This window comes from Enterococcus sp. 3G6_DIV0642 (assembly GCF_002140635.1).
Lineage (GTDB): Bacteria > Bacillota > Bacilli > Lactobacillales > Enterococcaceae > Enterococcus_D > Enterococcus_D casseliflavus.
Map to the genome: position 1 here is coordinate 440,239 of NZ_NGLH01000001.1, position 24,790 is coordinate 465,028.

The following is a 24,790-nucleotide window of genomic DNA, read 5'->3' on the forward strand; positions in this document are numbered from 1 at the left end:
TTCTTCTTATTTTCTCTAAAAAAAGAATAAAATAGGTAGGGATTTCATTTGCTAGAATTTCGTTTTATCAGTACAATGAGTACATATGTAAGTAGGGGGAGAAACAATGACAGATTTCTTATTGGGGAGCAGTACGAAGTTGCTGACTGTTGCAATCCGGGTAAAAGACCGTGATCAAGCGATTGCCTTTTATCGGGATGTACTTGGTTTTGAGTTGAAAAGAGAAGAAAATGAATTGGCCATCTTTGGTCTAAAAGGATTAGATAGAGAAGTTTTATGGTTGGAAGAAAGCCCGCGTGCCAACGATCACTTCGGCGAGATCAAAAAAATGCAGCGCATCGTCTTAGCCGTATCCTCATTAGAAGAAGCGGCAACTATCGCGAGCAATGCCCAACAAAAAGCGATTGCTTTCGAAGAAGCTCGTTATGAAGCGAATCAATTAGGCTTTATTATAGCTGATCCAGAAGGGAACAAAATTGAAGTCTTATTTACAGCACCCGCAGGAACTTCGGTACCAAAAGACGAAGCAGAATTGATCAAAGCGGCACCTGCAAAAGCGGCTGGCTTATCAAAAGAAGCTCATTTTGGCAAGCTGTATTTAAACGTCAGTGATCTAGCCAAAGAGCAGCTTTTCTTAGAAGAAAGCTTAGGATTGAAAACAAAAGAAGCCGAAACGAAGGAATTTATCCTCAATGATGGTGACTTCCAAGTCGGCTTGACTGAAGCACAAGGTGGTACGATCGATTTGCCGACCCATGAGGTGCTTGGCTTAGACTTCTTGAAAATCTCCATCAGTCAAGAAGATATCGATACATTGGAAAAGCACTTGTCTGAGAAGAACCAAGAGTTCTTCATCGACAAAAAACGGAAGTTGTTGACGACCTACGATGCGATCGGGATCGAATGGTGGTTTATCGTTAAAAAATAAATCTAAATAGATAAGAAAAAACATCGGAAACTCTTTTGAGTAGTCGATGTTTTTTGATGACTAAGAAACCAAGCAAGCGAATCGACTAGCTGATCGAGTCGGATAGTTGGAGGAAAAAAGGGGATAACGAGTTTTGTTTGCTGCTAAAAAGTGCTAAAGTTAGAAGCAAGACAAGCCTGAAAGGAGCGAGTATGGAACGATGACAATGTACCCAAAAACAGTACAGCTCATTCAAGAGAAAATGCCGACCGTTTTCCCAGGAGCGGTGCTGCGGTTTATCGCCGGTGAAACCCAAGAGACTCATGTATTCGGACAGGCAGCGCTTCTTCCGAAAACCGAACCTATGACGAAAGATCATTTGTTTGATTTAGCCTCATTGACGAAAGTCATTTGTACAACCACCGTCCTGCTAAGACTTTGGGATCAAGGAAAAATCGAAATGGAGGCGCCGCTTACTCGTTGGCTGCCAGCGTTTAAAGACGATCGGGTAACGATCAAGCACTTGCTGACGCATACGGCAGCCATCAACACGTGGATTCCTCATCGAGACCAGTTGGATGCTGCTGCCTTGCGCAAGGCGTATTTGCAGCTTGAAAGCAGTGATACGATCGGTCAAACGGTCAGCTATACGGATACTGGGACGATTTTGCTGGGCTTTTTATTGGAGGAGCTGTATCAAAAACCAGTGACCGAGATTTTTCAAGAAGAAGTCTTGACGCCTTTAGGCATGAAGAACAGCGGCTTTCCGCCTTTTCCTCCTTCACAGCTGCCAATGATCGTTCCTACCCAGCAGCAGCCAGACGGCAGCATCCTTAGAGGAATCACCCACGATCCTAAGGCACGGGTTTTGGGAAACCATGCCGGCAACGCAGGGTTGTTTTCTACCGTGGATGACTTGACGCTTTTCGTTCAACTGTTACTGGCAAATGGTCAGCAGCAAGGAGCGCCGTTTTTCTCAGAAAAAGTCATGCAGGCGCTGGCTCACAGGCAGACGCCTGAAAGCACAAAGCCTCGCACCTATGGTTGGGACTTATTAGGTGCACCGTATCAATTATTTCATACAGGCTATACAGGCACGTTTCTCGCAGCAGATATCCCTAACAAAAAAGCGTTTATTTTCTTATCGAATCGGGTCCATCCAGTGGATCATCGAGAAAGCTATTTGGGTCATCGTGACGAAATCCTGCAATGTTACTTAAAAGAATCTGCCGAATAAGCGGATTCATGCTATAATATGCACGAACAACTAGAGAGGGGAACAATTATGGAACCATTGTTTATGAAACCTGTTTTTCAAGAAAAAATTTGGGGCGGCAGTCGCCTGCATTCTGTTTTTGGTTTTGATTTACCGAGCGACAAGATCGGTGAAAATTGGGCGATCAGTGCGCATCCTCATGGGGTGAGCGTCATTGAAAATGGTCCGTTTAAAGGCAAAACATTGGCGGATCTTTGGCAAGACCATCAAGAACTATTTGGTCATTCAGACGAACCAGTCTTTCCATTATTAATTAAAATTTTAGACGCGGAAGATGATCTATCCGTTCAAGTCCATCCTGATGACACGTATGGGTTAGCCCATGAAGGGGAATTAGGGAAAACGGAATGCTGGTACATCATTGATGCCGAACCAGGTGCGGAAATCATTTATGGCCACCATGCCCAAACCAAAGAAGAACTTGCGGAAATGATCGAAGCGGGTCGTTGGGATGATTTGTTAACAAAAGTCCCTGTGAAAAAAGGCGATTTCTTCTATGTGCCAAGTGGAACGATCCATGCCATTGGAAAAGGGATCATGATCTTGGAAACCCAGCAGAGTTCGGATACGACTTATCGGGTGTACGACTATGATCGTACCGATGATCAAGGACAAACTCGGGAGCTGCATATCCAACAATCGATCGATGTGACGACGATTCCTGCACGGACGCCAGAATTATCGATCCGTGAGGTCAAACAAGGACAATCAGCAGTCGTTACCTATCTTGAAACGCCATTTTTCAATGTGTATGAGTGGGAAGTACGTGGAAAATTATCGTTGGCACAAAAGGCCGATTATACCTTGATGACCGTGATCGATGGGTATGGGCATTTGATGATCGACGGTCATTCCTATGAACTAAAAATGGGCACGAGCTGCATTTTGCCAAACCCGATCAAGAAATGGGAATTGGTTGGTGAATTGACTGTCATTGCCTCTGAACCTGGAAAAAAATAAAACGATCAGTAAGTGACGTGAGCCGCACGAGCAAAACAGCACACGTTCCTGATTTTTCGTAAGGCTGAACTCGTTCAGCTGCCTGTCATCATTGGCGATTTTTCCGCTTTTGACTGACAGGTTTTTTCGTATGGACACTCACGATAGACGTCTGAGGAAGATTTGTTATAATGGCAGTAATGAAGGATAGGTGAAAAGAATGGTTTACTTAGATCATGCAGCAACGACACCGCTGCATCCAGAAGTGATCAAAGTGATGAGTGAAACGATGCAGACATTATTTGGCAATCCATCAAGCATTCATCATTATGGTCGAGACGCCCACACCCAATTAGAATTGGCTCGTCAAGCGATCGCTCAGCAGCTAGGAGTCAAAGAACATGAGATCATTTTTAATAGTGGTGGTACCGAAAGTGATAATACAGCAATCATCGGTACAGCCCTTAGCAAACAAGCACAAGGCAAACATATCATTACGACCCAGATCGAACATCCGGCGGTCATTGAGAGTATGCGCTATTTAGAAGGCTTAGGTTTTGAGGTGACCTATTTGCCCGTAGATCAAAAGGGGCAATTGGCCGTCAGTGAAGTTGAGGCTGCCTTACGTCCCGATACGATTTTAGTATCCATAATGACGGCAAACAATGAAACGGGCAATTTGCTGCCGATTGCAGAAATTGGGGCCCTTTTACGGGAGCATCCCGCCGTGTTTCATACCGATGCCGTGCAAGCTTATGGCAAGATCCCGCTTGAAATCAATGAAAACAGTATTGATCTTCTAAGCATTTCTGCTCACAAAATCAACGGACCAAAAGGGATCGGCTTTTTGTATAAACGAGATGGCTTGTCGCTGCCTGCGCTACTCCATGGCGGCGAGCAAGAAGAAAAACGGCGAGCAGGGACGGAAAACTTAGCAGCCATCATGGGAATGGCCAAAGCAGCTTCTTTGCATACCCCCGAAGCGCAGCAAGCAGCGGCGGAACAATATCAAACGTTTGCCGATGTGCTGATGGAGACCTTAGCAGCACAAGGCGTCGATGTTCAGTTGAATGGTGATCCAGCACACAAATTGCCGCATATTTTGAATCTGCGTTTCCCAGGTGTCAGCAGTGACTTGCTGCTGATGAAATTGGACTTAAAAGGGGCTGCGATCTCGACAGGCAGCGCTTGTACGGCGGGCAATGTGGAGCCCTCCCATGTGCTAGAAGCGATGGTGGGCAAAGAGCATCCAGCTATTCGGGAATCGGTCAGAGTCAGCTTTGGCTATGGTAACACATTGGCGGAAATCGAAGCATTTGCTCAGCTATTAGCAGAAACTGTCTTAGCCACGAAAAAGTAGGAGAACAGCTAGCAATCTCGCTGAAAACTATTTATAATGAAAGAAATGATGTTAAAGAGGTGAAGAACATGGCATTTGAAACAACAGCAACCGTTTTAGGCGCAGCAACCCAATACCGCATTGCTCCTGAAGCAAAAAAATATACGTTGCGGGACAATGGCTTTACAGAAACGAACGGCGGCAACTTCCAATTGATTCGCGGCCTTGAAGCAACACCCCAAAGCAAAGAAGGCTTTAAATTAAAAATCACTGTTGCAAAAGATCTGCAAACCTTCAAGATGTCCATCACGACAGCCAATGGGTTAAAAGCAGTCAACATTTTCAAAGATGAACAGCACAAAATGCTGCAAGAAAAATTTTACTTTTTAATGGATGGTTTTATCAGCCGCGGGTTGTTTGTCAAAGCGTAAGCTTTTGCCAAAAGCAGCTATATCATTCAAAGGGCAAGAAGTGTGTCACTCCGCCAAGCAGGCATGGGATTGATACACTTCTTTTGTATCTTTGGCGGTTTCTTTTTATACTATAGAAAACAAACCCTAGGTGTTCGCAGGAACAGGATGAGTTAAGACGAGAAAGAGGGAATCAAGATGAAACGAACCTTAAACAAGCAATCAGTGCTAGCCGTCGGCATGGGGACTTGGCATATGGGGGATGACCCAGCCAAGGAAAAAGCCGAGATCGATGCGTTGCAAGCGGGCATCAAAGCTGGAGCGGCTGTCATCGATACCGCAGAAATGTACGGCGAGGGAAACGCAGAAACGCTAGTTGGCAAGGCGATCCAGCCCTTTACACGAGGGGATCTTTATTTGATTTCAAAAGTCTATCCTTGGAATGCCTCCGCAGATGAATTGCCGAAAGCTTTAGACCGCAGCTTAGCGCGTTTAGGCACCGACTATCTTGATCTGTATCTGCTCCACTGGCGAGGAGATGTGCCGTTAGCAGAAACAGTTGACGCACTAGAAGCTGCCAAAGCCTCTGGAAAGATTCGTGCATGGGGCGTCTCTAATTTTGACGTGGCAGATATGGAGGAGCTGTTGCGGTTAGAAAACGGCGATCAATGTGCCGCCAACCAAGTACTCTATAATTTAGGTGCCCGGGGGATCGAATACGATCTTTTTCCTTGGCAGGCAGAGGCTGAGATTCCTGTGATTGCCTACTCACCCATTGCTCAAGGCGATCGGCTAGGGCACCACTTCAAAAATGATGAAGTGTTGAAAGAGCTGGCAGAAGCCAAAGGCTGCACGATCTTTCAGCTGCTTTTGGCATGGACCCTTCGACAACCCCACGTCTTAGCGATCCCCCAAACCAGTGACTCGCTGCATATGCTGCAGAACATTGAAGCTTGCAAAATCGTTTTTTCCCAAAGCGAATTGGCAGCAATCGATGCGCGGTTTCCTGCACCGACGAAAAAGCAGCCGTTAGCGATGATTTAAAGACGCTGATCACAGAAAAAGCACCAAGGTAAGGAGCGACTATGAAATTTTTTACGTCTGATACCCACTATTTTCATGCAGCCTTGCTCGGGGACAATGACTTTGCCCCACGCCCCTTTGAGACAGTGACGCAAATGCATGAAACGATGATCTCCAGCTGGAATGAGGTCGTTGCGGATAAAGATGTCGTCTATCATTTAGGGGATGTCGCGATGCACCCTGACTACGAAGCGGGCTTTCCAGAAATTGCTGCGCTGTTAGCACAGCTGCAGGGCAAAATCGTTTTTATCAAAGGCAATCATGATACCAGAGCTTTCTTTGCGTACTTGCGCAAGCATGATCCTGGTTGTTTGGGAGCCGAAAAGTATGCGTTTGAAGATGTCGGTGTCTTGCTGAAGCTTGCTCATCAGCAATTTATACTGACCCATTATCCTATGCTGCTGGGGATCACCAAAAACAGCCGCAATCTGCATGGGCACATTCATCATCACAGTGTACCGATCGCTGAGAATCTCAACGTAGGAGTCGATGCACCAGAATTGGCGTTTCTGCCACAGCCGCGTCCTTTTGGTCGGCCAGTTTCCGAAAATGAACTGGCGGTGTTGTATCATGCAAAACAACAAGAACTTACTAAGCTGGCTCGTTAACAGATAACAAAAAAAGCAAGCGTCCAAACAGATTTGGGCGGCTTGATTTTTTTGTGATGACTTTGACAGCAAGCTTTGATTAAGGAAATTTTTTTGATAAAAATAAACTTTATATGTAAAAAATAATCGATTCCAAGAGTTATTATTTGATGGATATTTAAGAAATGTGTATGCTTTAAGTAGAAAGCAGTAAAGGAGGTTGCCAATGCGTAAGATTTCTAAAGTGATTTTTATCATCGGATTGCTTTTACTCTTACTTGTCTTTTATTTTGGGATCATCGCCAATCAGCAAGCGGCTTCATTGCCTGTTTACTTGATTCCTTTGGATGAATATCCTTGGGTCGGATCTTCCATGAGTATGCTGCTCTTTTGGTTATCTGTTGGCTTTGCCATTTTTACCGTGATCGCGCTCTTTGTCGTTTTGTTTTATCCAAAACGTTCGGACCGCTTGATCATTTCCCATAAGACAGGCGATTTAGTGATTCAGAAGAAGGCGTTAGAGCATTTTGTGCTTGAACGGGTGAAACAAGCAGATTTCATCCATCAGCCATCCGTAAAAATCAAAATCGTCAAGAATAAAGTATCCGTAAAAATCGATGGAGAAATGAAACAAACAGCAGCCATCCCGCAAAAACAAGAAGCATTGGTTGGTGAGATCAGCAGCAGTCTGCAGCAGCTTTTCGGTATCGAAAGCAATATCCAAACGGAAGTTGTCTTAAAAGATACGCAAGAAACGCCAGCAGCCCATGACCAGCCGCGTGTAGTTTAGGAGGAACAGGTATGAGTGAATGGTTCTACCACTATAAGATCCCGCTTATCTTTGCAGGTTTCGGTTTGATCCTAGCGATCCTGTTTCTAACGATCGGCTTTTTGAAAACCATACTGCTGGTGCTGTTTACGGCACTAGGTATGTATCTGGGATTTTATCTCAAAGAAGTCGGATTCTTTGAACAATTTCAAAGACCGCGCCGTTAACTTTGGTAACATTATTAGTTTAATTTATATCAAGATTATAGTAGGAGGAATGTACGATGGAAAACCAAACAAAACCAACAACAGGTGTTAAAGGAGAATTAACTTACGAAGATAAAGTGATTCAAAAAATCGTAGGCATTGCATTAGAATCTGTAGACGGACTCTTAACAGTCGATGGCGGTTTCTTCTCAAATATTGCAGGTAAATTAGTCAACACCGATGATGTGACTTCAGGGATCAACGTTGAAGTTGGGAAAAAACAAGTGGCAGTCGATCTTGATATCGTTGCAGAATACGGCAGCGACATGACCACGATCTACGACCAAATCAAAGAGGTTGTTTCAACACAAGTCAACAAAATGACGAATTTAGACGTCATCGAAGTAAACGTGAACGTAGCAGATGTCAAAACACGTGAACAATTCGAAAAAGACTCTGAAACAGTTCAAGACAAAGTAAGCAGTGCGGCAGAAACAACTGGCGACTTTGCGTCAAAACAAACACGTAAAGCCAAAGGTGCCTTCAACCGAACAACGACGCGTATTCAAGAAAACAACGAACCACGCGTTCAATAATAGTAAGATAAGCAAAAGACTAGCTTCGGCTAGTCTTTTTTTGTCGCAAAACTGGCGTGTTTTTGCAGCTTCAGCCGATCAGAACATCAAAGCCAAAAGCTCCAATAATGGATTCCTTCTGCTTGAAAGACATCGTTAGGATAGCTTTTCTCATAATGGGCTTTTTCGGGGGAATCATTAGGATCGAATACTTGAATCGCTCCTTCTTTGTTCAAAGCCAATACCATGATATGTCCGGAGGTCGTAAAGGTTCCTGCTTGAACCGAGACCACAACGGGGATGCCTTGTGTCATTTTCTCATAGGCAGCCGCAAAGGAACTTCCTAAATCGGCAAATTGGTAACCAAAAGCTTCGGCAAACTGAGGAAAGATTTGCCAACTCGTTCCTTGTTTGGGAAGATAAAATTGATCGCCAGCCCACTTTAATAGTTTGTCAGGATTCGACGGATGATCCGTCCAAAAAGAATCGATCATCGCTAAAGAAGCAATAGCGCACCCGTTTGCTGCAAACGTATTTTGCGTTTCTCCATATCCATATGTGTTATTGCCCCAGCGTTGATCGGTTTGTACAATCAACGGCACTTGCTGCGTGTCTGCCATCGCTTGTTGAATCATTTGATTGGCTTGGTGAGTGAACTCTTTTGAGACAAGCGCTGTCTGATCAAACGCAGCATCCCTGACCTGATCAATCACGTAATGAATGACAAAAACACCACCGATGAGAAAAAGCAGTAGCGCAAGGCTCTTTCTTTTCTTTCCGTCGTTTCTCCTAGTTTTCGATATCCCTGTGTGTGATCTCATGAAATGCCCCTCCTCGTAAAGTAGTATCTAAGAGAAGTATAGTCTTTTTCTGATAGCGGCATTTCTACATTTCCTGAAGAATTCCATACGATTTTATGACAAACGACCGTTTAAATGGTAAAATGCGGCTTCTTAGCATTCGCTTATCTAGTTGTCTTTGAACAATGGGAGTCGTTTGGATGGCTGTCGATAAGATACACAAAAAGCAGCGCTTCTTCTATTAGACTGAGTGGGTGGAATAACGAAGAGCAACTTCTCTCCAGATGTCTTTTCTAAAAAAGGAATTTATAAGAAAAGACAGCAAACAGTGAACTTTTTTGTGTTTTGTTGTATAATGCAAATTACTGAAAAGTTGCGACCTTCAAATCGTAGATGATTTCAGAATCTATAATTGAAATGATGGTGAAACGATCATGTCTAACGAAAACACCCGTGTGGTGGTTGGAATGAGTGGCGGGGTAGACTCGTCAGTAACAGCACTTTTGCTGAAAGAACAAGGGTATGATGTTGTCGGGATCTTTATGAAAAATTGGGATGATACCGATGAAAACGGTGTTTGTACCGCAACAGAAGACTACAAAGACGTAGCCAAAGTGGCTGCGCAAATCGGGATTCCTTATTATTCAGTGAATTTCGAAAAAGAATATTGGGACCGTGTATTTGAATATTTTCTTGCAGAATACCGTGCCGGACGGACGCCAAATCCAGATGTCATGTGTAACAAGGAAATCAAGTTCAAAGCCTTTTTGGATTATGCGATGGATCTTGGTGCCGACTATGTAGCAACTGGCCATTATGCGCAAGTGACTGTTGATGAAAACGGCGTAACTCATATGTTGCGAGGCGTGGATAACAACAAAGATCAAACGTATTTCTTAAGCCAATTGTCACAAGAACAATTGAGCAAAACCATGTTCCCACTAGGCGGCATGGAAAAATCAGAAGTACGAGCGATCGCTGAACGGGCAGGTCTAGCAACAGCCAAGAAAAAAGATTCCACGGGTGTCTGCTTTATCGGAGAAAAGAATTTCAAACAATTTTTGAGTAATTACTTGCCAGCGAAAAAAGGCAATATGGTTACATTAGATGGCGAAGTCAAAGGACAACACGATGGCTTGATGTACTACACCATCGGACAACGTCAAGGCTTAGGTATTGGCGGCGGCGGTGCCACTCAAGAACCATGGTTTGTCGTAGGAAAAGACTTGGCGACCAACACTTTGTATGTGGGGCAAGGATTCCATCACCCCGCATTGTATGCAGATCGCTTGGAAGCAAGCCAAATCCACTTTACTACAGAACAAGACCGCAGCACGGAATTTTCATGCACAGCAAAATTCCGCTACCGTCAACAAGATGTACCAGTAACGGTGCGTCTATTAGATGGAGATCGAGCAGAAGTGATTTTTGACGAACCAGTCCGCGCCATCACTCCTGGACAAGCAGTCGTTTTTTATGACGGGATGGAATGCTTGGGCGGCGGTTTGATCGATGCAGCCTACAAAGAAGCCAAAGAATTACAATATGTTTAACCACTAACACAATCAGCCCTAGCTAAGAACACTGAACCAATCAGTTGCACTTAGCTAGGGCTTTTTATAAATCAATTCGAAAAACCGATTAGAGCGAGCGCTTTCCATTTTTAAAAAATAGTCAAATTATGCTATAATTTAGATAGAAAATGAATGTTTTTGATGCATTGGCATTTTTAAAAGAAAGGAGGAGGAGCATGAATCGTACAAAAGCCAATCTCATGAAATGGGGGGGTGTCGTTAGTGTCGTAGGGGTGGTGATGCTTCATCAGACTCATGTCATTTCAAGCCAAATCAACCATCTTGCCTTAGCCGTACTATGGGGTTTAGCCGGGTATTTGATTGTTTTTAAAAAGTTCTACTTTTTGTCCTCTCAGATTGCGGGGCATTCCGATCAGTATAACCAAGCAGAAGTCAAGTGGGGCAAAATTGCGGGAGTGGTCGCCTTCTGTATTGCGCTGATCAATTTGATTTTAGTCTTTGTGTGAGTGCGACGGAAAAAAGCCACCAAAAGAAATCTTTGGCGGAAACTGGGTTGCTTTGCTCATGATCGATCATCAAATTCGGCTTGGTGTGCTTGAAAAAAGCGGTGATACTGCTGGACACTAGCTAACTGGGTCCACTTCCGAACATCGACGGGCGTTTGATCCAAATCATAGATTTTGGCTTCCTTTAAAGATAAAACGAAAGGACTATGGGTAGCAATAATGAATTGACACTGTTCATAGCGGACAAAATCTTCCAGTAACTGCACCAGTTCCAGCTGACGCTCAGCAGAAAGAGAATTTTCTGGTTCATCTAATAAGTAAAGGCTGTTGGGACGAATCTTTTCTTGAAAGAAGCGAAAGGCACTTTCGCCATTGGAATATTCTCGGACATTGTCGATCAAGTGCTTGCGGGTGAATTTGGACTGTGTGTTGGATCGTGCAAGATTGATTTTCTTCAATTCATGGTAGTCGTCAAAACCTGTGAAACGAAAGTCCGCATACTTTGCTTGGTAGTATTCTTGGAATACTTCTTCTCGGCGATGATCGATCCCTTGATTCAAGTTTCGAATAGCCAGCATGTAATCAAAGACATCATCGCTGGTCAAAAGTACTTTTTCTTGCGGTTCGTCGATGCTGCCAGTAGTACAGTAGGCTAAGTAGTCCTCGAAAAAATTCGAGCGATTATACGCAGCAAAGCGCCGCGCGTGGATCTTTTCGGCAATCACGTTCAATGCGGTGGTTTTGCCAGAACCATTGCCGCCATATAAGATCGTGACCGGTTCAAAATCGATCTGCTGAAAAAGGCGGGCACTGAGAATCTGAAAAGGGTAGTAAGAATCATAAACGGTTCGTTTGATGGAATGGAAAAAATCAAACTCGGTCTCTTGATCGGGAAAAGTGATTTGTTCGAGATACATAGGGCACCTCCTGGCAATTTCATGGTTGTCATTATTGTAGCATATCCATCGCAGTCAAATTTTTTTTACGAGGTTAAAATAAATCTTGTTTGATATTTTTTTAATCTTTTGATGTTATATTCACAACAGGAAACATCTGTGCTAGACTATAGGGGCATAGAAATGATGTAATCTTAAACAACCGATAAATCGTACAAAAAAACGAGGGTTTAATGAATTTTTAAAGCAATGTTTAAATGCTGAAACTTATTCCTTGCAAGTTTAAGTAAAAGTGACTAATATGAGGAAGGAATCGTGAAAGGAGCAATGGAATGTATCAAGTAGTAGTCATGTATGGGGACAATGAACCGTGGTGGTTTTTTGAGGGATGGCAGTCAGATATTCAAGAGGCGTTCACATTTGCAACTTTCAGCGAGGCGCAGTCATTTTATGAACAAAAATGGCAAGAAATCAGAGAAGAGTATTCGTACATAAATGCAAAATCAAACTTTATGACGGCTTTTTGGAATGAAGAAGACGAACGCTGGTGCGAAGAATGCGACGATTACCTCCAACAATATATTGGACTGGCATTGCTTAAAGAGTATCAGCAAGTCGTCGATGAAAGCAGGAAAGATTTTTATGAAACAACTAATTCTAGCGGAAAAGCCAAGCGTTGCCAAAGACCTCAGCAAAGTTTTGGGCTGTGAGCAAAAACATAAAAATTATTACGAAGGACCCAAGGCGATCGTTACTTGGGCCCTTGGTCATTTATTGGGCTTGAAAATGCCTGAAGATTTAAACAAAGACTGGGCATCATGGCAGATGGAAACGTTACCGATGATCCCTAAGTCCATCGGGATCAAGCCGTTACCAAAAACCGGTCATCAACTAAAAGCCATCAAACAACTGGCTCAAAGAAAAGATGTCGGGGAAGTCGTGATCGCTACCGATGCGGGAAGAGAAGGGGAGCTAGTCGCTCGCTGGATTTTGGAGTGGGTTCGTTTTGACAAACCAGTCAAACGTTTGTGGATTTCTTCGCAAACCCCTAAAGCCATCAAAGAAGGCTTTGCAAAATTGCAGTCAGCCAAGCACTACGACAATCTTTACTACTCCGCCCTTGCGCGGGCAAAAGCCGACTGGCTGGTAGGGTTGAATGTCACCCGGGCATTGACGGTCAAATATCAAGACAATCTTAGTGCGGGTCGGGTCCAAACCCCTACCTTAGCTTTGGTGCGCAGTCAGGAAATGCAAATCGAGAGTTTCCGTCCGCAAACCTATCATGTGATTACCCTAAACGTAGGCGATGCCAAGGCCCGCCTGCAGCAAAAAAATCCCTATCAACTAAAAGAACGCAGCGACGCCGAAGCATTGGTCAAGCAAATGAGTCAACAAAATGGTCGCGTGACAGCGATCGAAGAAAAGGTCAAAACAGAAAGTGCACCATTGCCCTACGATTTGACCGAGATCCAACGAGAAGCCAATCAGCGTTATGGATTTTCAGCCAAGAAGACCTTGTCGCTTGTTCAAAGCTTGTATGAAACCCATAAAATCGTCACTTACCCAAGGACGGATTCCAAGTATTTGACCAATGATATGAAGGCAACCATGAAGGAACGCCTGCAGGCAGTTGCGGATTTTGCCCCAGAAGTCAAAGGATACTTGAAAAATGGCGGACAAGTGGTGCAGCAAGCTGTCTTCAATGATAAAAAAGTTACCGATCACCATGCCCTATTGCCAACGGAACAGCGGGCACGTTATGAAAAATTAACTACCGATGAACAACGGATCTATCAAATGATCGTTAGTCGTTTCTTAATGCTCTTTGCGAAACCCCATAAAAAGCAGCAGCAGAAAGTGACCGTGACCTTTGGTTCAGAAACCTTTGTATTCAACCGCAATACCGTGTTAGAAGCGGGATGGAAAACGACTTCTGAAGAAGAAACCAGTGATGTGGCTTGGCAAAAAGGCAGTACCGTCAAGCCTGAGTTTACCATCCAGAAAGAGTTGACTACACCACCGAAACCGTTGAATGAAGGAACTCTTTTAGGCAAAATGGAAAAACACAGTCTTGGTACGCCGGCAACCCGTGCGGAGATCATTGAAAAGCTGATCAAATCTGAGCTGATGGAGCGGACCCCAAGCGGCTTGCAAGTATCGCCAAAAGGCAAGCAGCTGTTAGTCTTAGTTAATCCATCCTTGGTGACACCAGAATTGACGGAAAAATGGGAGAAGGAACTGGAAGCCATTGCAAAAGGCACCTATTCTGCCCAAACCTTCCTCGCACAAATCGAAGCAGACACAAAACAACTGGTCAAAGAAATCAAGCAAAGCGAAAGCAAGTACCAAGATTTCTCATTGACCCAAAAACGTTGTCCCGAATGCGGCGAACCCTTGCGGGAGAAAAATACCCGTGATGGCAAGATCTATGTTTGCTCCAGTGGCACCTGCAAGTACCGTCGTCGGAAAGACCCGAAAGTTTCAAACCGACGCTGCCCGCAATGCCACCGAAAGATGGAGATCATCGAAGGCAAAAACGGCGCCTATTTCCGCTGTAAATTCGATGGGACCACCGAAAAAATGGCGGATAAAAAGGAACGCAGCAAAAAGCTGTCGAAACACGAAGAACGCCGCTTGATGAACAAAATCAATCAAGAAGAACCGCAAGAAAGCCCATTAGCAGCTGCTTTAAAAGCTGCTATGGAGAAGAAATAACTGCATGAAGTAGAAAATGAAAAAGAGTGAGGACGATTTTGCTGTCCCTCACTCTTTTTTTGCATCCCTTCACTCATTTAGGCATTTTTTTGACGGTATTCTTTCGGTGAGATTTTTTCTTTCTTCTTGAACAAAAAGGAAAAATAATTTGGGTCATTGTAGCCAACATCAAAGGCGATCTCAGATAGTCGCAGATTGGTCGTTAACAGCAGTTCCTTAGCTAAGGTCAACCGTTGCTCGGTCAAGTATTCGATAAACGTAGAATCAGTGGCTTGCGAGAAGATGGTGCTGAAATGTGCTGGACTCAAATGAACTTTTTCAGCAACTACATTTAAGGAAATATTGGGATCAGAAAAGTGCTCACTGATAAAGGCTTTGGCTTGATTGATGACGCTTTGATATTTCGCCATTGCAGGATTGATGGGTTGTTTGGTCAATAATGGCAACAGTTCTGCCAGAGTCGTTTGATAGTTCTCTGGCTCATGGGTCAATGCCGCTAGATAGTCTAAGTCATGGGCGTGCTGAACGATCTGGGGTAGCGAATGACTGTCTTTTTTCTTCAACAATGCCAGCAGTTCGACTAAGACGAACAAACGGTACATTTGCGTTCGCTCAACGGTTCCTTGAGGCGCCATCAATTCAGCGATCAGCTCGGGGATCGTCTGTTTCCCAGCATTTGCCAGCCGTGAAGCAAGGTCGGTTTTGAAAGGATTGGTGGGGGACAGTTCCCCTTCGCGAATGTCATCTTCATAGCTGATGATTTTTTCCTTGCGGATGCTACCATAGGTTTTTAGCATGTCACGAGCTTTCTGATAAGAAAGAGAGATACCCGAGAAGCGATCTGCTACCGGTCCGATCGCCACTGCTACTTCTTCCCCAGAACCATGAACGAGGCTTTGAGCGATCTGATAGGCTTTTTCTAAAACTTGTTCTCGGTCATGGTCAAAAAGCAAAAACTTGATGAAGCGGCTGGACACACTGGAGAACAAGACGGCATCATCTTGTTCATAGGCTTTGGTCAGCTGCTGGCTAAAGCGAGTGTAGTCAGAAAAGCTTTGATTGAAGGGGGTTTTTGCTAACAGCACACAAAACTGTTTACCTGAAAAGCGCCGGCCCAGTTCTTCTGCTTGCAAAAAGGCTTCTGAGATCGTGATCTTTTGTTTAAAGAGGTGATTCAAAAAGTGATTCTTTTTGATTTCCATTTCGAATAAATCGTCTTCTTTGGATAATTGCTGATGAGTGGCTTGTTGTTCATCTAAGTGTTGAACGACGGTTTTGATGGCTTGTTCTAATTCTTCGTTTTTGATGGGCTTGAGCAAGTAATCGTCTGCTTGCAGCTGCAGTGCCGTTTTTGCATAGTCAAAATCATCAAAGCCGCTAACGAAAATAATGCGAACTTGCGGCAATAATTTCTTGGCTTCTTTCGCAAAGACCAAGCCGTCCATAAACGGCATTTTGATATCACTGATAATAATATCAGGACGCAGATCAAGGATCGAAGCCAGCGCCAATTCGCCATCTGCGGCTTCATCGCTATAAACGATCGGGTATTGTTTGGCAAGAGTCATGATTTGGTGGCGCAAACTATCGCGAATCAGATGTTCATCTTCAACTATGAACACTTTGTACATGGTTGGGTTCCTCCCTTTTTGGTACTGTGACGTTAATCGTGGTGCCTTCTTGGTATTGACTGTGGATCGTCAGTTGCGCTTCGCTGCCGTAGTTCAGCTGGAGACGGCGATAGACGTTATATAGGCCATAGCCGCTCTCAGAGGCGGGATCAGTGGTTTCTTTAAGGTTACGACGAATCTCCTCCAAACGCTCAGGGTCGATCCCAACACCGTTGTCACTGATGGTCATTTGAATCTGGTGAGGCAATTCTGACACTGTGATTCGAATCATGCCGACACGACGGACAAATTTGGTGCCATGATATACGGCGTTTTCAACAAGGGGCTGCAGGACCATTTTCAAAACCTGTAGTTCTGGACTGACAGTTTGATCTTCAATGGTGTAAGACAGCATCCTGCCATAGCGGATCTGCAAAATCTTCAAGTAATCGTCCACATGCCGCAATTCTTTTTCCAGCGGAATCCAGTCTTGCCCTTTGCTTAAGGAGATGCGGAAAAAATCTGACAGCGCATAAGTCATTTCGGTTGCTTGCTCGTAACGGGCAGCTTCAATCAAAGAAACGATCGCATCTAAACTATTATAGATGAAATGTGGAGTGATCTGGGCTTGTAAGACCCGCACCTCACTTTGGGCTAAGTGATACTGCTTCAAGGCATTTTCTTCCAAGAGCCGAGTCAAGTCATCTGCCATCCGATTCAAGCTACTCGTCAGAGTCCGCAGCTCTGGGGTTTCGGGCAGTTCTGCTCGGTAGCTCAAATGTCCTTGGGATAGTTCATTGGAAAGGTCTAACAACCGATCCAGCGGGTATTGCAGATTGTCACGAACAAAGCGGCGGTTTTTATTGATGATCGCAAAGATGATCAAAAGCAACACGACCTGAAAAAGGATTAGCAGCAACACGGATTGGACCAATTCGTGATTGGTTTGGCTGGCTAAGCTGATCTCTACCCCGACAAACTGCTGCAAAATATCGGATAGCAAATCGATCACCGAATCCACTTGGATCATGACGTATTGGTTTTGTTCCACCGGTTCATCGTTGAGAATATTATCGATCAACTGTTGCTGATAGGTTTCTAAAGAATCGAGCGTCCGAAAGGCGACTGCTAAAATATTGAGCTCTTTGGCAGTGCTGGTATTTTCTTGAATGTGCTGCAGATCGCTCCTTAGTTCATCGATCACATTGGTTTCTTGGACTTGTGCGACGGTTTTTTGACCAAAGACTAAATCCCACATTTCTTCCAAGACAATGGCATCGACTTTTTCCGATAATTGATTGGCTTCTTCAATATTGTTGATGGTGTTTTGGTAAATAAAAATCTGTCGCGAGTAAAAGACACTGCTTACTACGAGGGGGATAAAGGCGACGAGGATCATCAGTTTGTTGGTCTGCTGGAAGATGCCCTTGATACTTTTTGTTTTCATCTTCATCTCCTCAATAATTTCTCGGTGGAATTTGATCAAAGTCCATATCACTGGAAAAAACTGTTTCATGGACATAGATTTCACGAGGAATGGCATCGGCGCCGCGAGCCAAGTAGCGCGAGATGGCATTTTTGACGAACACACCAGCGTCTGGGTTGCATTCAACGACACAATTGACGATCCCTTGCTTCAATTTGTCGATCATTTCTTTTTGGGCATCGATCGATACGATCACCAAATCCTTCCCTGGCTCAATATCGGTTTTTTCGAGGGCTTCAAGAGCGCCAAGAGTCATCTCGTCATTGTGACTGAACAAGACATCGATCTGCTCCATTTTGCCTTCTGCGATGTATTGTTCAATGACTTCTTTGCCTTTGCGGCGAATGAAGTCACCATTTAGCTCATCTTTGACTTGGATCGTTACATTGTTGTGGGCATAATCACGCTTGATGGTTTCTCGGAACCCTTCTGAGCGCAAATACGTCGGAGAAGTAGCATCCAGTCCCGTCAATTCTAAAACATTGATCGTTTCATTTTGATGTTCTTTATAATAATTGCTGACGTAGAGACCTGCACGATTGCCCTCGGCTTTGAAGCTTGGCCCGATATGAGTCAGAAACAAGGAGGGATCGCTGACGTTGACATGACGGTCCACCACGAAAACGGGAATCCCCGCTTGCGCAGCTTCTTCCAAAATCGGTTCCCAATTGTTTTCCTGAATCGGGGTAAAGACGATGGCATCGACTTGATACACGATAAAACTGCGGATATCTTGAATCTGACGTTCTTGATTCATATAGCCGTTACGATAGAGCACTTCATAGCCTTCCTTCTCTAATTCAGTGCGAATCGATTCGGTGTGGCGCTTGCGCCAGCTGCTTTCTGTTCCCGATTGAGAAAAACCGATCACGATACTTTCTTCCGATGTTTCAGCGGTCGTTTCTTTGACTGCTTGGCAACCAGCCAAGAAAGACAAACACAACCAAAGGAGTAACCCAATTTTTATATTCCTCATTTTTTTCACCTCTATGGTCTATTCTACTAAAAAATACGGAAGCCTTTACACAAAATATCAAATCAAATAAAAACCAAGGGAATCTTAAAAAATCCAAGATTACGAAAAGAAATGGGGGCAACTGAGTCGTTTTTTCTCAAGAAATCCAAGAAACCTCGAAAAAATCTAAATGTAAGCGATTCCTTAACTGGCTATACTGAGAATGTAAGAAAAAGACATGGAGGGATCACAATGAAAGGTACTTTTGGTAAATTGGTCGTCCTAGCATCCACCTTATTGGTTGGCGGATTGTTAGCAGCTTGTGGGAATGGATCAGACAGCGGGGCAAACGGTGACGGAGACAAAGGATTTGTTGGGATCGCGATGCCGACCAAATCGGCAGAACGGTGGATCGCAGATGGCGACAACATGGTAGAAGAATTAGAGAAGCTCGGCTATAAAACTGACCTGCAATATGGAGAAGACAAAGTAGAAAACCAAGTGGCACAAATTGAGAATATGATCACCAAAGGCGTTGATACTTTAGTGATCGCCTCGATCGATGGTTCGGCACTGACAGACGTGTTGGAAAAAGCCCATAACGAAGATATCACAGTCATCGCCTATGACCGTTTACTGATGAACTCGGAATACGTCGATTATTATGCCACCTTTGATAATTTTGGAGTCGGCGTGCTGCAAGCGTCTTATATTGAAGACAAATTGGGTCTCAAAGACGGTGAAGGACCATTTAACATTGAATTATTCGGCGGCTCTCCAGATGATAACAATGCACTGATCAATTATAATGGGGTCCTTTCGGTCTTCCAACAATACTTTGACAGCGGACAGCTAGTCGTTCCTTCTGGTCAAACCAACTTTAACCAAATCGCTACTTTGCGTTGGGATGGTTCAACTGCGCAAGCTCGGATGGACAACTTGTTGAGTGCCAACTATACGGATCAAACATTGGATGCTGTTCTTTCACCTTATGATCCAATCAGCCTAGGAATCATTTCATCGCTTAAAGGCGTTGGCTATGGTTCTTCCGATAAACCACTACCTGTGATTACCGGTCAAGATGCGACGGTGGCAGGGGTGAAATCGATCATCGCGGGCGAACAGACCCAAACGATTTTCAAAGATACACGGGTGTTGGCGAAAAACACGATCGAAATGATCGAAGCCATCACCAATGGCGAGGAAGTGCCAGTCAACGATACGGAAACCTATGACAATGGCGTCAAAGTCGTACCAACCTACTTGTCAAATCCCGTTTCTGTGGATAGCGACAACTACAAAGAAGAACTGATCGATACCGATTACTATACAGAAGAAGAGCTAGGCATTTAAGCAAGAAGCGCTGATCCAGCGAGAAAAGATACATGGTTTCCCCGAAAGCAGTAGGGAAGAACGAATTATCCCCACTATTCGTTCTTTCCGCTTTTCTTACAAAGGCAGCGCACCACTTTTACATAAAAAGGAAAAGGGTGAAAGAACATGGCAGATAATATTTTGATGATGAAAGGCATCGTCAAAGAGTTTTCAGGGGTTCGCGCCCTTGATAACGTCAACCTCTCGATCGAGCGAGGAGAGATCCACGCACTGTGTGGAGAAAATGGCGCTGGCAAGTCCACGCTGATGAATGTCTTAAGCGGACTCTATCCTTACGGCAGCTATGACGGAGAGATCTATTATGAAGGGGAGTTATGCAAGTTCAAAGATTTGCGGGACAGTGAGGACAAAGGAATCGTTATTATTCATCAAGAGTTAGCATTAAGTCCTTACCTGTCGATCAAAGAAAATATCTTTCTAGGAAACGAACAAGCCAAACACGGCATCATTGATTGGGATCTGACCGAAAAGAAAACAGACAACCTCTTAAAGATCGTTGGCTTGAAATTAGACCCGAATACGCTGGTTTCACAAATCGGTGTCGGGCATCAACAGCTGGTGGAAATTGCCAAAGCATTTTCAAAATCCGTCCGATTGTTGATTTTAGATGAGCCAACCGCGGCGTTGAATGAAGAAGAAAGCGCCAATCTGTTAGAGCTGATCAAAGAGTTTCGCAACCAAGGAATCACCTCGATCATCATCTCCCACAAGTTGAATGAAATCGTCAATGTGGCGGATCGCATCACGATTTTACGAGACGGGCAAACGATCGAGACGCTGAGTGGTGCCGAAATCTCTGAAGAGCGCATCATTCGCGGCATGGTTGGGCGAGATTTGACCAATCGCTACCCAGAGCGGAACCCCACTATTGGTGAACCGTTTTTTGAAGTCAAAAATTGGACGGTCCATCATCCAATCGACCATACCCGTGTGGTGAATGAGAATTTGAACTTGATGATCCGCAAAGGAGAGATCATCGGCATCGCCGGTTTGATGGGTGCGGGACGGACAGAGTTTGCCATGAGTGTCTTCGGTCATTCCTACGGCAGTTCGATTTCGGGGGAAGTCTATAAAGACGGCCAACCGATTTCTGTCAAAGACGTGCCAACCGCCATCAAAAATGGGTTAGCCTATGTGTCGGAAGATCGAAAAGCGCTGGGCTTGAATCTGCTGATGGATATTCGCGAGAATACCACCATTGCTAGTCTTGCCAAAATCAGCCGCCAAGGGGTCATCGATAAAGAAAAAGAAGTCACGATGGCTGAAGAATTCCGCAAAAAAATGCGGACGAAAACCAATTCGATCTATCAAAACGTCGGCAGCTTGAGCGGCGGGAATCAGCAAAAAGTCGTTTTGGCAAAATGGCTGATGACCACACCAGACATCTTATTTTTAGATGAACCGACCCGTGGGATCGATGTCGGGGCGAAATACGAAATCTATACGATCATCGAAGAGATGGCAGCAGCTGGCAAAGCCATTTGCATCATCTCCTCGGAGCTGCCAGAACTATTAGGCATGTGTGACCGAATCTATACGATGAACGAAGGCCGCTTCACTGGCGAGGTCCTGCGGGAAGAGGCGGATCAAGAACGATTGATGAATCTAATGACATTAGAAGAGAGTGGGGTTTGAGATGGAAACAACCAATAAATTAAAAAAAGAACGCAGCCATTCGCTGAAAGAAAAGGCACTGGAAATCTTTAGCAAATACAGTATGATCATTATCTTAGCAGTGCTGCTGGTGGCCTTTCAGCTCATGACCGACGGGATTTTCTGGCGGCCGCTGAATATCACCAACCTCGTGTTGCAAAACAGTCATATTCTCGTTTTGGCAGCTGGTATGCTCTTGGTCGTCTTGTTAGGACACGTTGATTTATCCGTAGGGTCCGTGATGGCGTTTGTCGGTGCGATTGCAGGCGTCTTAATGGTCAATAACGGCATCAGTCCTTGGCTGGCAGTGCCTCTTTGCTTACTGATGGGCGCAGTGATCGGTGCCTGGCAAGGGTTCTGGGTCGCGTATGTCGGTATCCCAGCATTTATCGTGACCTTGTCTGGTTTACTGATGTTTCGAGGACTGACCCAAGTCGTCTTAGGGGGTCAATCATTGGCGCCGTTTCCCAAGGCATTCCAACAAATTTCTACTGGGTATTTGCCAGATATTGCAGGCGGTCAGATCCATTTACTTTCCATGATTTTAGGTGTAGTGATCACGGGCATCCTGATTTTAGGCCAATGGCGGACCCGTGAGCGTCGCAAAAAAAATCTTTTTGAAGTGGAATCAATGGCAGCCTTTGCCTTTAAAGCCGTCTTTACTGCGGTCGTATTTCTCGGCGCTACCTATATCTTTGCCTCTTATCAAGGGTATCCGATCATTTTGATCGTCTTAGGGGTGATCGTGGCTGCTTATGGCTTTTTGACTAACAAAACCGTTGCTGGTCGTCAAATCTATGCAACAGGCGGCAACAAAAAAGCAGCGGAACTTTCTGGGATCAAGACGAAGAAAATCACCTTCTGGGTCTTCGTGAACATGGGGATGATGGCAGCTTTGGCGGGCTTGGTTTTAGCCGCTCGGTTGAACGCAGCCACCCCGCAAGCAGGAACGTCAATGGAATTAGATGCAATGGCCGCAGTGTATTTCGGCGGTGCTTCCACCTCAGGCGGTATTGGTACTGTGATGGGTGCGATCGTTGGTGGGCTCGTGATGGGTGTCTTAAACAATGGGATGTCGATCTTAGGAGTCGGTGTCGATTGGCAGCAAGCCATCAAAGGGTTGATTTTGCTGCTGGCCGTCGTGTTGGATATTTACAATAAGAAAAAGAAAATATCGTAGGAGGGCCTGTTTATGGAGGAACAAGCACAAAAGACGATTTTATTGATTTGTACCGCAGGTATCACTACAGGTCTCTTAGTGAAAAACATGCAGCGGGCTGCAGATGAAAAAGGATTAGCCGTGCATATCTATTCGGCACCAGCCATCATTGCTGAACAGATCCTGCAGCAGCAGACTGTCGATGCCTTGCTGATCGGTCCGCAGTCGAAGTACGAAGTCAATCGATTGAAAGACTTTCTCATGGTCAAATCGGTACCTTATAAATTGATCAAAGAAACAGATTACGAGTTGTTAGATGGCGAAGCTGTCCTTGCAGACAGCCTGACCCTCTTGCAAAACGATCGCTAACCAGCAGCTTGGCAAAAAGCTAGGTGGTCAGCAGGTGAATAGGCTCCCCAGAGTAGTGCTTGTCATCCCCCACAAGCACTACTCTTTTTGTGGTGCTTTTCTGCCTACACTAGCCAAGAAAGCCCCTCTTAAGCAGCAATGCGTGGCAAGCCCGTTGGTTCGTTTTCTCGTGTTTAGGACATCGCATCATAGACAAACAAAAGAGAAGTTGAGGGGGAAGAGGACGAAGCTGACACCACGCGTATGCTGTCTAAAGGTAAGTGATGGGCGAGTGTTTCACGTACTTAAAGCATCGAGGCTGTGGGCGGTAGAAGGGGGGAAATGAGCATTACACCGCTTCTGGTTTCTCGTTCGTAACTAAGCGTTTCGTAGGAAACACAACGAAACCCAAAAACAGACAGTCTGCTGACTGTCTGTTTTTAGGGGATACAAATAAGGAATAAAAGTGGATATTAGTTAAATGCGACTGCCTAGGGGGCAAATCCGAGAACAGTGCATGGTAACTACAAATTAAGGAAGTGTGATGACATTTTCTGAATCTTTGTCGAAGAAGTGTGCTTTGTTGATGTTGAAAGCCAAATCAACTGTTTCACCTGGACGGTGGAAGTCACGAGCATCAACTTTCGAGATAAATTCAGTCGCACCTACGCGTGTATAAAGCATCGTTTCTGCACCTAATAATTCAGATACGACTACTTCGGCACGTACAGTTGCTTCAGGAGAAGCTTCCAATGCGATTTGTTCACTGTGAATATCTTCTGGACGAATACCAAAGACTAATTGTTTGCCTTCGTACCCTTTTTCCACAAGAATCTTGTTCTTGCCTTCAGGAATACGTAAGTTCAAGCTTTGTCCATCAGAGATCATACCGTTTTTCAACGTAACATTGAAGAAGTTCATTGCTGGTGAACCGATAAAGCCGGCAACGAAAATGTTTTTCGGTGTGTTGTAGACTTCTTTTGGTGAACCGATTTGTTGAATGAAGCCATCTTTCATGATAACGATCCGGTCAGCCATGGTCATCGCTTCTGTTTGGTCATGGGTTACATAGATCGTCGTTGTTTCTAAACGTTGGTGTAATTTTGCGATTTCCGCACGCATGGCAACCCGCAATTTCGCATCTAAGTTTGACAACGGCTCATCCATCAAGAAGACTTTGGCATCACGGACGATGGCACGGCCTAGGGCAACCCGTTGACGCTGACCACCTGAAAGGGCAGCAGGTTTACGATCTAAGTATTCTGTCAATCCTAGGATCTCAGCGGCATTTTCTACCCGTTTTTTAATTTCCTCTTTGTCGTATTTACGCAATTTCAAACCAAATGCCATGTTGTTGAAAACAGTCATATGGGGATACAATGCGTAGTTCTGGAAAACCATCGCGATGTCGCGGTCTTTTGGTGCCACATCGTTCATTACTTTTCCACCGATGCTCAATTCGCCTTCAGAAATATCTTCTAAACCAGCGATCATTCGAAGCGTTGTTGATTTTCCGCAACCAGAAGGTCCAACGAAAACGATGAATTCGCGATCTGCGATATCTAAATTAAAATCAGTTACCGAATACGCATCATTATTATCATATTTTTTGTGGATATTTTTTAAGGCCATTTCTACCAT

The 24,790-nt window shown here is 44.6% G+C and carries 24 protein-coding genes; 18 read left to right on the top strand and 6 right to left on the bottom strand.

All coding sequences use genetic code 11. The features are described 5' to 3' along the window. Window positions 1–106 precede the first annotated feature (106 nt). From A5878_RS02180 to A5878_RS02230, 10 genes are all read left to right on the top strand, one after another. Window positions 107–928 carry a VOC family protein gene (locus A5878_RS02180; RefSeq protein ID WP_086294470.1) on the top strand — a complete coding sequence of 274 codons (822 nt, stop codon included), beginning with the start codon at window positions 107–109 and terminating at the stop codon, window positions 926–928. Window positions 929–1,127: 199 nt separating this feature from the next. Continuing rightward, window positions 1,128–2,144, top strand: coding sequence for a serine hydrolase (locus A5878_RS02185; protein ID WP_086294471.1), 1,017 nt, complete (start codon window positions 1,128–1,130; stop codon window positions 2,142–2,144). A 45-nt stretch (window positions 2,145–2,189) separates the two neighbouring features. Further along, window positions 2,190–3,143, top strand: coding sequence for a mannose-6-phosphate isomerase, class I (gene manA / locus A5878_RS02190; protein WP_179190654.1), 954 nt, complete (start codon window positions 2,190–2,192; stop codon window positions 3,141–3,143). Between the two features lie 199 nt (window positions 3,144–3,342). Then, window positions 3,343–4,482 (top strand): cysteine desulfurase family protein, encoded by a 1,140-nt coding sequence (locus tag A5878_RS02195; protein ID WP_086294473.1) that lies wholly within the window; start codon window positions 3,343–3,345, stop codon window positions 4,480–4,482. Between the two features lie 68 nt (window positions 4,483–4,550). Then, a complete protein-coding gene (locus A5878_RS02200; RefSeq protein WP_005232263.1) occupies window positions 4,551–4,892 on the top strand; it encodes a DUF1831 domain-containing protein in 342 nt (113 codons plus the stop codon). Between the two features lie 177 nt (window positions 4,893–5,069). Beyond that, window positions 5,070–5,915 (top strand): aldo/keto reductase, encoded by an 846-nt coding sequence (locus A5878_RS02205; RefSeq protein WP_086294474.1) that lies wholly within the window; start codon window positions 5,070–5,072, stop codon window positions 5,913–5,915. 41 nt (window positions 5,916–5,956) lie between these two features. Further along, window positions 5,957–6,562 carry a metallophosphoesterase gene (locus A5878_RS02210; protein ID WP_086294475.1) on the top strand — a complete coding sequence of 202 codons (606 nt, stop codon included), beginning with the start codon at window positions 5,957–5,959 and terminating at the stop codon, window positions 6,560–6,562. A gap of 205 nt (window positions 6,563–6,767) precedes the next feature. Next, on the top strand, window positions 6,768–7,331 hold the full coding sequence (amaP, locus tag A5878_RS02220; RefSeq protein WP_060792382.1) for an alkaline shock response membrane anchor protein AmaP: 564 nt from the start codon (window positions 6,768–6,770) through the stop codon (window positions 7,329–7,331). Between the two features lie 11 nt (window positions 7,332–7,342). Next, complete coding sequence (locus A5878_RS02225; RefSeq protein ID WP_005227236.1) at window positions 7,343–7,537, top strand: DUF2273 domain-containing protein; 195 nt, start codon at window positions 7,343–7,345, stop codon at window positions 7,535–7,537. A 56-nt stretch (window positions 7,538–7,593) separates the two neighbouring features. Continuing rightward, window positions 7,594–8,112 (top strand): Asp23/Gls24 family envelope stress response protein, encoded by a 519-nt coding sequence (locus A5878_RS02230; RefSeq protein WP_005227237.1) that lies wholly within the window; start codon window positions 7,594–7,596, stop codon window positions 8,110–8,112. A gap of 86 nt (window positions 8,113–8,198) precedes the next feature. On the opposite strand, the gene A5878_RS02235 is transcribed toward A5878_RS02230, so the two are convergent. Next, window positions 8,199–8,912, bottom strand: a complete 714-nt coding sequence (locus A5878_RS02235) for a C39 family peptidase (RefSeq protein WP_086294477.1) — start codon at window positions 8,910–8,912, stop codon at window positions 8,199–8,201. Window positions 8,913–9,325: 413 nt separating this feature from the next. Between A5878_RS02235 and mnmA the strand changes: the two genes are divergently transcribed. After that, the gene (gene mnmA, locus A5878_RS02240; RefSeq protein ID WP_086294478.1) at window positions 9,326–10,444 is read left to right on the top strand and encodes a tRNA 2-thiouridine(34) synthase MnmA; all 1,119 of its coding nucleotides are present in this window, start codon (window positions 9,326–9,328) and stop codon (window positions 10,442–10,444) included. Between the two features lie 197 nt (window positions 10,445–10,641). Then, window positions 10,642–10,932 carry a hypothetical protein gene (locus A5878_RS02245; protein WP_240937438.1) on the top strand — a complete coding sequence of 97 codons (291 nt, stop codon included), beginning with the start codon at window positions 10,642–10,644 and terminating at the stop codon, window positions 10,930–10,932. 56 nt (window positions 10,933–10,988) lie between these two features. Here the strand turns inward: A5878_RS02245 and A5878_RS02250 are convergent, their stop codons facing one another. Further along, a complete protein-coding gene (locus A5878_RS02250) occupies window positions 10,989–11,849 on the bottom strand; it encodes an AAA family ATPase (RefSeq protein WP_086294480.1) in 861 nt (286 codons plus the stop codon). A gap of 311 nt (window positions 11,850–12,160) precedes the next feature. On the opposite strand from A5878_RS02250, the gene A5878_RS02255 reads away from it, so the two are divergent. Then, entirely contained in the window at window positions 12,161–12,538 is a 378-nt protein-coding gene (locus A5878_RS02255) for a DUF1033 family protein (RefSeq protein ID WP_005227251.1), read from the top strand. Further along, on the top strand, window positions 12,471–14,543 hold the full coding sequence (locus tag A5878_RS02260) for a DNA topoisomerase III (RefSeq protein WP_005227252.1): 2,073 nt from the start codon (window positions 12,471–12,473) through the stop codon (window positions 14,541–14,543). Before A5878_RS02255 ends, A5878_RS02260 begins: the two co-directional genes overlap by 68 nt. A gap of 77 nt (window positions 14,544–14,620) precedes the next feature. Here A5878_RS02260 and A5878_RS02265 read toward each other — a convergent pair whose 3' ends face one another. From A5878_RS02265 to A5878_RS02275, 3 genes are read right to left on the bottom strand one after another with little or no spacing between them, the layout of a single operon-like run. After that, window positions 14,621–16,174: a response regulator gene (locus A5878_RS02265; protein WP_015508871.1), complete on the bottom strand. Its 1,554-nt coding sequence runs from the start codon at window positions 16,172–16,174 to the stop codon at window positions 14,621–14,623. After that, window positions 16,152–17,600 (bottom strand): sensor histidine kinase, encoded by a 1,449-nt coding sequence (locus tag A5878_RS02270; protein ID WP_074934406.1) that lies wholly within the window; start codon window positions 17,598–17,600, stop codon window positions 16,152–16,154. The genes A5878_RS02265 and A5878_RS02270 overlap by 23 nt, the downstream gene beginning before the upstream one ends. 10 nt (window positions 17,601–17,610) lie before the next feature. Beyond that, on the bottom strand, window positions 17,611–18,615 hold the full coding sequence (locus A5878_RS02275; protein WP_008376147.1) for an ABC transporter substrate-binding protein: 1,005 nt from the start codon (window positions 18,613–18,615) through the stop codon (window positions 17,611–17,613). Window positions 18,616–18,846: 231 nt separating this feature from the next. On the opposite strand from A5878_RS02275, the gene chvE reads away from it, so the two are divergent. The 4 genes from chvE (at window position 18,847) to A5878_RS02295 (ending at window position 23,170) form a co-directional block, all read left to right on the top strand. Continuing rightward, window positions 18,847–19,947 (top strand): multiple monosaccharide ABC transporter substrate-binding protein, encoded by a 1,101-nt coding sequence (chvE, locus tag A5878_RS02280; RefSeq protein ID WP_005231478.1) that lies wholly within the window; start codon window positions 18,847–18,849, stop codon window positions 19,945–19,947. 147 nt (window positions 19,948–20,094) lie between these two features. Then, the gene (gene mmsA / locus A5878_RS02285) at window positions 20,095–21,624 is read left to right on the top strand and encodes a multiple monosaccharide ABC transporter ATP-binding protein (RefSeq protein WP_005231476.1); all 1,530 of its coding nucleotides are present in this window, start codon (window positions 20,095–20,097) and stop codon (window positions 21,622–21,624) included. Between the two features lies 1 nt (window position 21,625). Beyond that, complete coding sequence (gene mmsB / locus A5878_RS02290) at window positions 21,626–22,822, top strand: multiple monosaccharide ABC transporter permease (protein ID WP_005227258.1); 1,197 nt, start codon at window positions 21,626–21,628, stop codon at window positions 22,820–22,822. A gap of 12 nt (window positions 22,823–22,834) precedes the next feature. Beyond that, on the top strand, window positions 22,835–23,170 hold the full coding sequence (locus tag A5878_RS02295; protein ID WP_086294481.1) for a PTS sugar transporter subunit IIB: 336 nt from the start codon (window positions 22,835–22,837) through the stop codon (window positions 23,168–23,170). Between the two features lie 510 nt (window positions 23,171–23,680). On the opposite strand, the gene A5878_RS02305 is transcribed toward A5878_RS02295, so the two are convergent. Beyond that, the gene (locus tag A5878_RS02305; protein WP_005227260.1) at window positions 23,681–24,790 is read right to left on the bottom strand and encodes an ABC transporter ATP-binding protein; all 1,110 of its coding nucleotides are present in this window, start codon (window positions 24,788–24,790) and stop codon (window positions 23,681–23,683) included.